Annotated in this window: 10 protein-coding genes; all 10 read right to left on the bottom strand. The window is 51.8% G+C overall.

From position 1 onward, the window contains the following. Positions 1–99: 99 nt before the first annotated feature. Complete coding sequence (locus JNUCC32_RS02555) at positions 100–996, bottom strand: carbohydrate ABC transporter permease (RefSeq protein ID WP_096776089.1); 897 nt, start codon at positions 994–996, stop codon at positions 100–102. A gap of 10 nt (positions 997–1006) precedes the next feature. Continuing rightward, on the bottom strand, positions 1007–1978 hold the full coding sequence (locus tag JNUCC32_RS02550) for an ABC transporter permease (protein WP_015736745.1): 972 nt from the start codon (positions 1976–1978) through the stop codon (positions 1007–1009). Positions 1979–2245: 267 nt separating this feature from the next. Then, a complete protein-coding gene (locus JNUCC32_RS02545; RefSeq protein ID WP_192571005.1) occupies positions 2246–4492 on the bottom strand; it encodes a helix-turn-helix domain-containing protein in 2247 nt (748 codons plus the stop codon). Positions 4493–4718: 226 nt separating this feature from the next. Then, positions 4719–5228, bottom strand: coding sequence for a DUF4188 domain-containing protein (locus JNUCC32_RS02540; RefSeq protein ID WP_192571004.1), 510 nt, complete (start codon positions 5226–5228; stop codon positions 4719–4721). A gap of 6 nt (positions 5229–5234) precedes the next feature. Next, on the bottom strand, positions 5235–5879 hold the full coding sequence (locus tag JNUCC32_RS02535) for a TetR/AcrR family transcriptional regulator (protein ID WP_192571003.1): 645 nt from the start codon (positions 5877–5879) through the stop codon (positions 5235–5237). A gap of 907 nt (positions 5880–6786) precedes the next feature. After that, a complete protein-coding gene (locus tag JNUCC32_RS02530) occupies positions 6787–7041 on the bottom strand; it encodes a hypothetical protein (protein ID WP_192571002.1) in 255 nt (84 codons plus the stop codon). A gap of 125 nt (positions 7042–7166) precedes the next feature. After that, positions 7167–7736 (bottom strand): helix-turn-helix domain-containing protein, encoded by a 570-nt coding sequence (locus JNUCC32_RS02525; RefSeq protein ID WP_090909377.1) that lies wholly within the window; start codon positions 7734–7736, stop codon positions 7167–7169. Between the two features lie 33 nt (positions 7737–7769). Continuing rightward, complete coding sequence (locus tag JNUCC32_RS02520) at positions 7770–8738, bottom strand: NAD-dependent epimerase/dehydratase family protein (RefSeq protein ID WP_192571001.1); 969 nt, start codon at positions 8736–8738, stop codon at positions 7770–7772. A gap of 17 nt (positions 8739–8755) precedes the next feature. Then, positions 8756–9946 (bottom strand): glycine C-acetyltransferase, encoded by a 1191-nt coding sequence (locus tag JNUCC32_RS02515; RefSeq protein WP_192571000.1) that lies wholly within the window; start codon positions 9944–9946, stop codon positions 8756–8758. Positions 9947–10441: 495 nt separating this feature from the next. Then, a complete protein-coding gene (locus JNUCC32_RS02510; RefSeq protein WP_192570999.1) occupies positions 10442–12880 on the bottom strand; it encodes a glycoside hydrolase family 38 N-terminal domain-containing protein in 2439 nt (812 codons plus the stop codon). Positions 12881–12895 lie beyond the last annotated feature (15 nt).

Here is a 12895-nt window from a genome sequence, read left to right as displayed (position 1 = left end):
ATAAACGAAACCTAATTTTGCATATACCCCCTATGTGTCCGATCATCGGAATTACCCATTCTATACTGCCGGCCTCACCTCCTTCACAATAAGCAGGAATCACCCTTTCAAGGACCCGATCATCACGCCTTTGACAAAATACTTCTGCACGAACGGGTAAATGACCAGTACCGGGGCGCTTGCCACCACGATCAGCGAATACTTCAGCAGATCCTTCAGCCCTTCGCGGACCAGCAGCTCATTCACGTTGGTCACCATCTCGGCGCTGACGGAATTCAGGATCAGAATATCCCTCAGGAAGATTTGCAGCGGAAACAGGCTGCTGTCCTTTAAATAAATCAGGGCGTTGAAATAGGAGTTCCAATGGCCGACGGCGTACATCAGCGCGAGCACGGCCAGGATCGGCTTGGATAACGGAAGGACGATTTTCAGAAAAAAGGTAATGTCGCTGCTGCCGTCCATTTCGGCCGCTTCGGCGAGCTCCTCCGGGATCGTGGTTTGAAAAAAGGTTCTGGCGATGATGACCTGAAACACGGCTAACGCACCCGGTATGATCATGGCCCAGCGCGTGTCGAGCATGCCGAGCGACTTCACGAGCAGATAGTTCGGAATGAGCCCGCCGTCAAAAAACATCGTGAACACCAGCAGCATCATGATGAGGTTGCGAACGTAAAACGTCTTTCGGGCTAACGGATATGCAAGCATCACCGTGAATGCGACGTTGACAAGCGTGCCGACAACGGCATAGAACAGCGAGTTGCCAAACCCGATCAGAATATTGGAATTCTGGAATACCGCTTTGTAGCCGATCAGGGTCACGTCCACCGGCCACAGCCACACCTTGCCCGACGACACTGCGCCCGGGGAGCTGAAGGATGCGCTTACAATATGCAGCAGCGGAAACAGGATGACAATCAGGACGACGGATAGAAACAAATACACGATACCAAGGAAAATCCGGTCTGCAGCGGACTCCCGTACGGTTGATCTGCTCATGCGATTCCTCCTACCATAGACTTGTGGATGAGACTTTTCTGGATACGTAATTGACGATGACCAAGAGAATGAAATTGATAACGGAATTGAACAGGCCGATGGCGGCGGAGAAGCTGAAGTTGGCTCCGAGCAGGCCGACCTTGTACACATAGGTGGAGATGACCTCGGACGTGTTCTGATTCAGCGGGTTTTGCATGAGATAGATTTTCTCGAAGCCCAGGCTCATCAGATTGCCCAGATTCAATATGAGCAAAATGACGATGACCGGAAACAAGCTGGGAATATCGATATTGATGATTTTTTGAAACCGGGTCGCCCCGTCCACTCGGGCCGCCTCGTACAAATCGGGATTGACTCCCGCCAAGGCCGCAATATAGATGATGGCGCCGTAACCGGTGAACTGCCATACATCGGACCAGACATAGATCGATTTGAACAGCTCCGGCACGCCGAGAAAATCAACGGTTTCCAGTCCCAGCGCCCGGAACAGGTTGCTCATCAGCCCGGTGTTGGGCGAGAGGTTCACGATCAGAATCGAGACGATGACAACCGTTGAAATAAAGTACGGCGCGTAGGTCACCATCTGGACGGTTTTCTTGAATCGGCCGTTCCTGATCTCATTCAGGGCCAGCGCCAACAGAATGGGTGCAGGGAATCCGACCAGCAGGCCGTACAGGGAAATCTCGAGCGTGTTGCGGACATACTGCCAGAAGAACGGTGCGTCGAATAATTGCCGGAAATAATCGAACCCTACCCAGGGACTGCCGAAGATCCCCTGTACGACGTTGTATTCCTTGAATGCAATCAGTACGCCAAACATCGGAACGTATTTGAAGAGGATGATGTAGACTAACGGGAAGAACACGAGCAGGTAGAACTGCCAGTGCTTCATCAGCTTCTTCCTCGTTCGGTTCATGGGCTTGTTCGATGGTAGATTCGTTGGTGCCTGTGCATCTGCAGGTACTGGGATTGCGCTGCTCATACGAGCCAATGGGGTCACCCTCCTTCGCTTTGTGTTGGTCCCAAGTTTAGAGCGGACGGTTCCATCCGATCAATATACAAGATTCTCCGAATCAACGTATTTCCGCGAGCAGGGGAAAATTTCAGAGCCGGCAGGCCGTAAGAGCGATAAACCTTTTTCCGCCGCTAAACCTCTCTCCGTTGACGGCAAAAAAGCCCGCCGGACAGCATCGTCCGCAGGGCTCTATACTTGGTTCGAGTATGCATGGAAGGGACTCCGAAGGACTCGTTAATTCCCGAATTTCTGCTGCTTGATAGCAGCTTGCTCACGATAATCCCCCGGCGACATTCCCATCAGCTTTTTAAACATCCGGCCAAACGAGATGGCGTTGGAATACCCGACTTCGGTGGCGATATCCTGTACGGGCAGCAGGGTTTCTTCCAGCAGTCTTCGGGCATGGGTCATCCGCAGCTCGATCAAATAATCCACGAATTTCTGGCCGGTCTCCTCCCGGAACAGCTTGCTCAGCGTTTTCCAGTTCATTCCGAAGCGTTCGCTTAAATAATTGAGGGACAGGTCCGGGTTGCTCGAGTTCTGCTCCATAAACAAGCGTACCTTCTGAATCGTGTCCGCATGATTTCGGCCCTCCATGAGAGCGAGGATGCTGTCGTACAGAGCGGATAAAGCCTCCCCGAGTTCCTGTTCCAGCTCCTCCAGCGTATCGGACGACTGAAGCGCGTTCCGTAAGGCAGGCTGCCCCTCCGTAAGCCATAATTCCTGAAATTCCTTCGCCATGCAGGACATTTCGCGTCCCAGCGAGTACATCATGTAATCCGCCAGGTTCACCACGCCGTCCCGGTCCAGCATGTTCTGCTCGATGTTATGGATAAGGGTGCTGTATTTCTCCTGCCAATCCTTGTTGACGAGCCGGAAGGACTGCGCCATCGAGCGGATCAGGTTCAGAAAATCGAATGCATTCCCCCGGTCCTCACCGGATACTTCGGCGTAATGAATGATTCGGTTGTCGCCGAGGATCATTTTGTATTTCAATGCGGCGCGTGCCTGCTCATAGGATTCCGGGATATCCGTATACCGCTGCGCTTTCTCCCCGATGCCAACGGTTATGGTCAGCTTCAGGTGCTCCTCCACCCACTGGCGGGCTTGCTCCAGCAGCGTGGCCACATGCCGATTCGGAACCTGATCTTCCGCTGCCGCGAGAACTCCCAGCTTCGAGGCTGAAATCCATTCCGTCCAAAGCATCGTTTCCTGCCCGGCCGCAATTTCTTGAACGACGCTTTTTAAGGCAAACTTGATCAGATACTGGTCCTGCTGGGGATACTGTTCGCAAAACAGCGGGTATTTATCGATTTCGATGACATTGACGATCTGTGGTTGGGACAGGTCCGGCAGCCCCATGGCTTCGCGCTGCTCGTTCCACTGCTCCAGATGAGAAGGATACTGTCCCTCCATCAGCTGCTGAAACAGGTACGCTTTGCGCAGGAGCAAATCTTCACGGTGCTGCTGCTGAAAGCTGCTCGCCTGTTCCAGCAGGCTCTCCAGCGCCGATTCGATAAAAGCAAACTCATCCTGTTTGCCGCCATGGAGCAGAACGCTCGTTTTGGTCTGCGAATATTTCGAAATCCGGGACACGATGGCTTCGATCGGCTTATAGTTCCGGCGCGTGACGAATACGATCCAGACCACGCCGGCCATGCACATCAGAAGGCCGACGATAAACCAGACATTGTACAATTGGCTGACGATACCCACCACCCTGCCTTGGGTAAGCCCCCCTTCGTAAACCCATCCGGTGTAAGGGGATACCGCTTGGGACACAAGTTCCCCGTGCTCGGCGCCTGAGGTGCCGGCGATCAAGGAACGGCCCCCCGTGTCCATCACATGAATGAAACTAACTTCGGGATTAACCATGCCCTGAATCATGTTATGTATGGCGTCCACCTTGATATTGACGGCAATCACGCCTTTGCCATGGGTAACGAAGGGGGCATCCCGTACCAGGGTGACCACCTGCTGCGTGCTGTTAAAGCTGAATTCCCGGAAACTCCGCAGGGCACTCCATTTTGCTTCGCTATTGACCTGGCTCAGATAAGGCTGGAGAAAGTCATAATCCGCATACTCCTGCAAACGGAAAGTGGACGAAGAGCTTAGGACGAATTCATCCTGGGTTCGAACGAGGACCATGGAATCCACAAGCGGGTTGGAAACCTTGAACTGCTTCATGGCCTTCACGGCCTGCATGTTCAAATAGACGTTGTCCTGATCCTCTTGATTGAAAAATCCCGACATATCAGGGTTGAACAGCAATTCCTGCACCAGCATCTGATCGATGGCCTTCAGCGAATTGTCGACCGAACGCATCGCCTGCTGAATCATCGTCTCATTAGCCTGGATCGCGCCCTGCCGCGACTGTTCCCCGAGCATTTGGAAAAAGACAAAAAACACAAAGGAAATCACGATAAAGAAGACCGGCATATACGATAAAAGCTGACGGTAAAACCACGCTTTCCTTCCCATAGGCATCCCCCTGAGCGATTAATTCCTTATCTCGTCATCGATTGAAAGTAATTTCATCATAGAAGAACGGACGGGGTTTACCAACACTTTTTTGAACCTCGGAAGAAAAACGCGTCTAAAGCATCATTACTTCCATAGCATTGACTTGGTCTTGATCCTATGGTAATCATACTTATCTTTAGCTGAGGGAAACGTAGAGGAACCGTCGCCGAAAATCTATAAGGGTCTAGGGATTGGGAGGAGTCGGCACAGCGGGTTCACCCTCGCGGCCAAGCCGACGGCTTGCCGTTTCCCTGCGGCCTGCCGCGGATACATGGGCTCCGGCTTTGGCCAAACCGAAGCGCGGCATGTTGTTGTACAGGCATTCATACTGGCCTTCCTGGACCAGATAGGTTTCGTGAAAAATCCCCACGTCCCCTCCCGTTCCGACCTTGCGGTTGAAATCCTGCCATGCCGTCAGGTGGTTGGCTCCGTGGCGGGCATAGTGCTCGAGGTGTTCGAAGCTTCTCCAATATTGGATGAGGGTAAGCCCGCGCCCCGAAAAATGATAGGTACCGTCCATGAAGCCGAGCTCCTCCTTGTTCCGGTATAGCTCCTGCAGCATCGGGGACATGGCGCTCATGACCGGCAGCCACTTATGTACCGCCCACCATTTGTTAATTCGAAACCCGATGACGAATACAACGAAAGAACCGTCCATGTGGGCGGTATATCGACCTGGAATTACTTTGCTCATGCTTACTCACTCCCCTTCCTTGATTTCGAGCAGACCTAGGTGCGTTTCGTAAAAGCAGCCGATTTCCGTGGAATTGTACAACTGGGCCGTCAGAAACGCCCCGTAAAAAACGGTGAAACAAATCTGTACGGCTTGCTCCAAGGTTAAGGCTTTATTTAGCCTGCCGGCTTGAGCTTCCTCCTTCATGAACCGCTCGAATAGAGCATGCATGTTGGGCGATTCGCTTCCCGCTTCCTCGTGATCGGGAAAGAGCAGCGATACTTCCGCCCGGCTCAGCTCCGGCATGCAGGGCTGCATGTTCTGCTCCGCGAGAAAAGAGATCAAACTCGGCATCATGCCCGGCCTTACTTGATGCTCCTTAGCGACCTCGGACAGCAGATGGCGGAATGCCTGAAACCCTTTTTTCCCTTCCTGGTCGATCTCGATCATCCGATCGGTCAGCCAAACCCGCATAAAATAAATCAGCAAATCCTCTTTGCGTTGATAGAACTTGAAAAAAGTGACCTTGGATATTTCGGCGCTCCTGCAGATGTCCTCCAGCATGACCTGGCTGAACATCCGATCCTTCATCAAAGATAATCCCGCTTCGTACAGCGCGATTTTGTTCTTGGCTTTTTTTAGCTCCCTTAATGGGATATCCGGATGTTGCAAGGGAATACACCACCTTTTATTAACTCTTGTAAATAAATTAACACAGGTTAATTTATTTTGTCAAAGTAAAGCGCATCGCGCCCACGGTGCGTAGTCCGGGCTTGCTTGGTTGGCTGTCGATCATAGTGTGTTTATTGAGATTGGATACACGGGGGAATGACTTGGAAGGGAAAGAAAGCTCAGAAATGCCCCTCTTTTTTATGAATAGAGACATGGGGGAAAATGCGAAAATGCGGTAACTGGTAACGGTACTTTGAGAAATGTGCGAAATAAGGTACAGAGAGAATAGCTGGGAACAGGAGCGAGGATGACCCACACTGCCGGGAGTTTGCTTTTTCAGGAGGGTAAAACAAAAAGGCAAGTTTCAGGTTACATTCCTGATCTCGCCTCTGTTCATAATGGGTATGCAAAAAACGGTGATGCACTGTCAGACAAATCGATAACTAACTACTTAAAGGAGCATAGGCGGCAAAGGAAACTAGCGTTTGTCGGTCCACACTCGGCTTTGGTGATTCTGCCTAGATTGAAGCTGCGGCGACGGGGGACAAGAAGAACACCCGCCGAACGCCCACGCCGTAGTTAACGGACATCAGATACGTTATTTACTCCGAAAACAGCCATAATACCGCTCTTTTCAGAGAATAACGGATTCCCTGTCCGATAATTTCGCTCAAACCTCTATTTTCTACGAAATAAGGTCTCCTGTGTCCGCTAAACACCGCGTGTACACTGGGCAGAATACCAAGGCATGGCAGGACGGCAATTACCATTGTTCCGCAAGGCCAGGCTTAGCCGCACTACAAGACCAGCTGCATTGCCAGGCTTTGGACGCTCCACACGCCAAAGCCGCATTGACGGACTTTAGCCGCTCCACACGACCGAGCGGCTTTGCCAGGCTTTCGCCGCACTACACGCCAAGCGGCTTTGTCAAGCTTTCGCTGCACCACAAGACCGAGCCGCATTCCCGGACTTTAGCCGCCACACGGCCAAGCGGCTTTGCCAGGCTTTGGCCGCACCACACGGCCGAGCCGCATTCCCGGTCTTTGACCGCGCCACACGGCCAAGCGGCTTTGCCAGGCTTTGACCGCGCCACACGCCCAAGCCGCATTGCCAGGGCTTTGACCGCTCCACGCTGGCAAGCACCCTGAAGGTATCGCTCCATCGCAATGCCTGATACACCTGTATAAGCATCCCCGTCACACCGCCATACAACTCAACTCACAGCACGTTTAACTCGTAAACGGTCGCTAGAGTACCACGATCACTGGCCCGCCAACACGAAGGTTTTCATCCCCTGGCTGCGGCATCCGCGTAGAAAATAATCGTGTAAAATTTCGTCGTTTCGTTACCAGGGTTGACGTACCGATGAGGCCGGTTAGCCGAGAAATGGACGGAGCTTCCGGCAGGCACGGTATAGCTTTCATCTTCGCGCCAAAGCTCAAGCTCTCCCTGATGCACAAAAATATACTCCTCCACGCCGTCATTATGAGCTTCGGACCCATGATCGCAACCCGGATCCATGATGACCATATAAGACTCGAATTTAGTACGCAGGTTGTAGGAGAACAAAGGGTGCACCCGGTACGCGCCTTCCGCCTCGTGAAAAGGCTCCACGTCATCCGGAGAGACCACGGTCACTTCGGTTTCCGCCTCCTCGATGAGTGTGGTGAATGAAATGCCGAGGCCGCTGACGATGCGCCACAATACCGAGATCGTCGGGTTGGAATCCCCACGCTCGATCTGTCCCAGCATGGCTTTGCTGACACCGGTCAACTCGGCTACGTTATCGAGGCTGAGGCCACGTGATTTACGGATGGCTTGCAGATTTCTCCCTACCTTTTTATGAATGGGTTCCAAGTGTAACCATATCCTCCTTCTGAAACTAAGCCGTTAACTGATCTTGCTCTGATCAGCCCGCCGCTTCTCCATAAGCTTTGACACCATATCATCGGTCATATGGTTCAAATCATATTGTACATCAAATCCCCATTCTTCGCGTGCCGCAGTTGCGTCAATCGAGTCCGGCCATTCGCTTGCAATCGCTTGACGGACCGGATCCACGTCATAGTCGAGGCTGAAATCCGGAATATGCCGGCGAATGCTGGCCGCAATTCCTTCAGGATCGACGCTCATTGCCGTAACATTGAAAGCATTGCGATGCTTCAGCTTAGCCGGATCCGCCTCCATCAATGCAATGATGGCGGAGATCGCATCCGGCATGTACATCATATCAAGGTAGGTCCCTTTATCAATAAAAGAAGTATAGCTTCCGCTGCGGATCGCGGCCACATACATCTCAACCGCATAATCCGTCGTTCCCCCGCCCGGAGGCGCGGAATGGGAGATCAGTCCCGGAAAGCGTAATCCGCGGGTATCCACTCCGTATTTATGGTAATAGTAGTCGCACAACAGCTCCCCGGAGACCTTGCTGACTCCATACATGGTTAGCGGACGCTGCAGCGTGTCTTGCGGCGTTGCGTTTTTGGGGGTGTCCGCCCCGAATGCCGCGATGGAGCTCGGCGTAAAGAACTGGCAGGACAAGGCACGCGCCGTCTCCAGCGCACTTAACAGACCGCCCATGTTCAGGTTCCAGGCCAGTGCCGGATTGGATTCTGCCTTGGCCGACAACAGAGCCGCTAGATGAATGATCGTATCTGCCCGAAACTCTTTAGCCGCTTCGTGAAATGCATGGTGATCGGTTACGTCCAGTGTTTTGAACGGTCCCGATAGGACCGTTTCATGATGGATTTGGCGAATGTCCGTTGCAAGAACGGCTTCTTCGCCGTAAATCTGGCGCAATTTCGCCACCAGGTCTGAGCCGATCTGACCGAGTGCACCGGTTACCATAATTCGTTTCATAAACTCGTGCCCCCTTATTAGATCAGACCCAGCTCGCGTCCGATGGTTTCATATGCGGAAAGTGCGCGATCCAGCATCTCCTTCGTATGCATGGCGGTTGGCATATTCCGAACTCTTCCCGTACCTTTTGGTACCGTCGGGAATACGATCGATTTGGCATACACGCCTTCTTCGTACAGTCTCGTGCTGAATGTCTGGGTCGTTGCTTCATCTCCGATGATGCAAGGCGTAATCGGAGTTTCCGTGCGGCCGACGGAATAACCGAGGCGCTTAAGTCCTTCCTGCAGATAACGGGTGTTCTCCCACAGCTTCGTTTGCAGGTCTTTGCTGTTTTGCAGGATGTCGATAGCGGTAATGCAAGCGGCTACGGTACCTGGAGGCAGCGCAGTCGAGAACAGGAACGGACGGCTGCGAACCTTGAGCCAATCCACCAGGTCGCGCGATCCGGCAACATAACCGCCGACAACGCCAACCGCCTTGGACAGGGTTCCGATCTGGATATCCACCCGATCCGACAACCCGAAATGCTTCACGGTGCCTGCACCGCCGCCAAGCACGCCCGATCCATGCGCGTCATCCACGTAAGTGATCAGATCATAGATCTCGGCGATCTCCACGATTTCGGGGAGTTTCGCAATATCGCCATCCATCGAGAATACGCCATCGGTAATCACCATGATCTTGCCGTATAATCCGGACTCTCTCGCTTCTTTCGCTTTCAAACGCAAATCATCCATGTCCGAATGGTTAAACCGAATAACCTTCGCCTTGGTCAACCGGCAGCCGTCAATAATGGACGCATGGTTCAGCTCATCCGACAAAATGGCATCCCCGGCACCCATCACCGCCGAAATCGCCGCCATATTGCAATTGAAACCGGACTGATACGTCAGCACCGCTTCAGTTCCCTTGAACTGCGCAAGCTTCTCCTCAAGCTCTACATGCAGCATAAGCGTTCCGTTAATGGAGCGAACGGCGCCGCTTCCTGTTCCGAAATCGGTCGTAGCCCGGATGGCTGCTTCTTTCAGTCGCTCATCATTTGCCAGTCCGAGATAGTTGTTGGAAGATAAATTCACGAATTCACGACCCTGAATGGCAATGAGCGGACCGTTCGGACTTTCAAGAGGCTGGATGGTATTATAGAGCCCTTGCTGCTTGAGTTCCGTTAGATTATCCTGTAAGAAAGCGCTTAACGATTGACTGGACATATGAAATTCCTCCCGTGGATCCGAAGTATCTTAACGTACATATCATTTACCATTCCATTGTATGCAAAAAGTCACCTGTATGCAATATCATGTACAAAAATATGTTATATTGCATACATAGATATAAAGAAACCCTGCTTCCTCAACTGGGACAGACCCTAACCTTATCCAATAATATTAAAAAGCCATGATTTTCGCGGCGATTAGTGAATTAATGTTCTTGTCACCCGACCGAAGCTGATGTATACAATACATGGCCGATTTCCTTCCTTTTCATTCCCTTCTTTAATCATGATTCTTCAATTCTAAAATCCCATCATAGGATGATGGGATTTTAGAGTTTGAATTTTGATGCGTAATTATAATTTAACGAACGTTCTCCGCGTTTTGGTGGCGGGATCCCTAATTCAGTCAGTGAACTGCTGAACAGCTCGAATATTTTGTTCTGTTCGTTTGCAAATTTCCCGAGCTGTGATGATAAAATCACAGTGAACGCTACCAGGCCCGATAGTTAATTACTCGTTGATTAGATAACCTGCATTGAGCGATGGCCTTCTCTGCGTTGTTTAGGTCATTTCCCCAATAAACCGAATATCGAAACTCATAAAAACCTCCCAACGTCGCTTTGAAATTCGTCTCCCAGAAATTGTTCAATACCCATGAGTATATCGCTCTGACTTCGTTACAGTCCTGCTGACCTTGTAGCAACCGATCCCCAAAAGCAAGCGAGCCGAGCTGGACTAAAGGGGTATCCGGCATGGCGATAGCCAAGCCTTGCTCTTGGCCGATCCATCCCAATCCGTTTTGAATGCAATAGAAGTCGAGTCCTGTACCGGGAATTTGGTCAATCCCCGGCCGCATGAGCGCACCCGCTTTCTCTAGCCAAAGCTGGGCGTTTGGAAGGGAGAACGGCAGCGGAATATACACATTCTCCGGTTCCCAAACACTGTCTTTATGCAAGCGTATCGCCACATCCACTCTTGGCTCATGGGCATACACCGTCAGTCTCACCACGTAATGGCTCATCCCGACCGATTCGTACTCCTGCTCTATTGTGATCCACAGCGGACCGCGTTCCACTTCAAGTGCATGGACAAGCCGGCCTACGTGCCTCTGCACGTTCATGCCTTTCCGATTCCGTCCCATTCTCGTACGTGTCTTGCGGATCAGACCATGGTCTTTCACCGGCGTCACTTCGTAGACAGGAGCAAAAGCGGAGTGCGGAGCCGTGATATCGATTAGATTGATCCCTGACCGTTTATCGATCCATGAGACGATGCCTTTCCCCGCTTCCCAGGAGATCAAGACACGTGCGCTCTCAACGAAGTTTTGGGTCACGCAGAAAGGTTGATCTTCCGAGCGAAAATCGCGAATATCCTTCACTCGATCCGAGCCGGTTAAGGCAAAGCTCGAGGTCGTCTTCCCATTCTCTGCGGAATGGGGAACCAATCGGAACGTTCTTTCTTCCGCTGCCTTCAGCGTGATCAGAATGGACACCTCTGTTCCCCGGCTGACCTGGCTTACTTGATGGACTATCACGGCATCAGTCCGCCCTTCCTCCCTAACCTCAAAGCCGTCCCGAATCAAGGGAAGCTCCCAATAATCCAAGTACATCTTGGCGATGACCCGGATATCGTGCTGGAACGGATTGATTACCTTGTAGCGCATTGACCGCCCGGGTGCGAGCATGGCTTCGCCCTTGGCTTCCAATACGGCGTCAATAGCAGTATGGACAAGCCGGCTGGCATTGGCCGCATAGGCCTCCTTGCGGGCACCGAGCGATTGCACCATAGGATTCCAAGGCTCGGTAATAGAATGAGAATATCCCCAAGTATGCTCTGCGTACAGAGTAAGCTGTTCCTCCATCTCCCTAACAGCTGCTTCGGGAATGATGCTGTTCTCCGGATCAAGTTGAACGAGAAGTTGGAAATTGCGCTGTGCATCCCGGAATAGTTGAGTGTGTGCGGCAGTCGACGCAACACCGTCCGACCACCAATCCGGCCAGTCGCCGCGGTAGACGGGAATTTCTATTTCCGTCTTCTGCCTAAGCTTTGCAAACAGGTCCGACAAAGTCGTCATTTGAATCGTAACCACATCACCGTGGACCTCATTCCACTGATGGAACAAATCCATAATGGAACCGTTAGGGGGAGCGTTGTCTACAATGATTCCGGAAAGGGCAACCGGAGCGAAATCGTAAGGATACCCTTCTACCTCCAGCTGGCTTAAATAGCGCATGATTCGAGTCTCCATCACCTCCCAGTGATTGTTCACGATAGGCGGAGTATGAAACTCGTCACGAATGATATAGGAATGAAGCGCATTCAGGGCTAACCCCAGGTCATTGCCAAGGTTATAATGGTCGCCGTTCCACACAAGCAGCCGCTGGCCAGAAGGGGATTCCCACCAAAACGGCGTCTGCTTTTGTCCAAGCGGAAACATGCCATGATGCGTATGGATGCAGGACAGCAGGTTATGTATGCCTGCATCTAATAAGCATTGCGCGAACCCCCAACTGTATCCATTAATATCGGCCGTCATAGCTGAGTCCAGCGTAACGCCGATAAAATTGGCGTATTTCGTGGAGCGCTTGATCATTCTCGCAAGCAGGTCGGCATCAATAAGTTCGGTCATATTCAAGTAAGTCCCGGACAATGAAATGTCCCCGGCCCGGACGTAAGCTTGAAACGCCTTCGCCTCATCGTCGGTTGCCTGCGCCAAAAACCGTTCCACGGGCCAAAACGTTTCACAAGTCCATTTAAAGCCTTCCCAATTGCTCTTCTCGCCTGACTTGATGCTGCTTAGGATTTGTAGGGCTTGCTTAATAAAATGAACGTGAAACCGTTCGATCTTCTCTTGACGTTCGGTGTAACCGATATCCGTATGGGAGTGATGGATAATGTCTAATGTCCACTTTCGGGTTGGCTTCTTCATATGCGGTTTCGGCTC

It is taken from the genome of Paenibacillus sp. JNUCC32, from assembly GCF_014863545.1.
Taxonomy (GTDB): domain Bacteria; phylum Bacillota; class Bacilli; order Paenibacillales; family Paenibacillaceae; genus Paenibacillus_AQ; species Paenibacillus_AQ lautus_A.
This window is presented reverse-complemented; position numbering and strand designations above follow the sequence as displayed.

Coding starts and splice junctions, on each gene's coding strand:
- JNUCC32_RS02550 (WP_015736745.1), bottom strand. CDS start 1,978: ATGAGCAGCGCAATCCCAGTACCTGCAGATGCACAGGCACCAACGAAT.
- JNUCC32_RS02530 (WP_192571002.1), bottom strand. CDS start 7,041: ATGGAGCGATACCTTCAGGGTGCTTGCCAGCGTGGAGCGGTCAAAGCC.
- JNUCC32_RS02545 (WP_192571005.1), bottom strand. CDS start 4,492: ATGGGAAGGAAAGCGTGGTTTTACCGTCAGCTTTTATCGTATATGCCG.
- JNUCC32_RS02540 (WP_192571004.1), bottom strand. CDS start 5,228: ATGAGCAAAGTAATTCCAGGTCGATATACCGCCCACATGGACGGTTCT.
- JNUCC32_RS02515 (WP_192571000.1), bottom strand. CDS start 9,946: ATGTCCAGTCAATCGTTAAGCGCTTTCTTACAGGATAATCTAACGGAA.
- JNUCC32_RS02510 (WP_192570999.1), bottom strand. CDS start 12,880: ATGAAGAAGCCAACCCGAAAGTGGACATTAGACATTATCCATCACTCC.
- JNUCC32_RS02555 (WP_096776089.1), bottom strand. CDS start 996: ATGAGCAGATCAACCGTACGGGAGTCCGCTGCAGACCGGATTTTCCTT.
- JNUCC32_RS02520 (WP_192571001.1), bottom strand. CDS start 8,738: ATGAAACGAATTATGGTAACCGGTGCACTCGGTCAGATCGGCTCAGAC.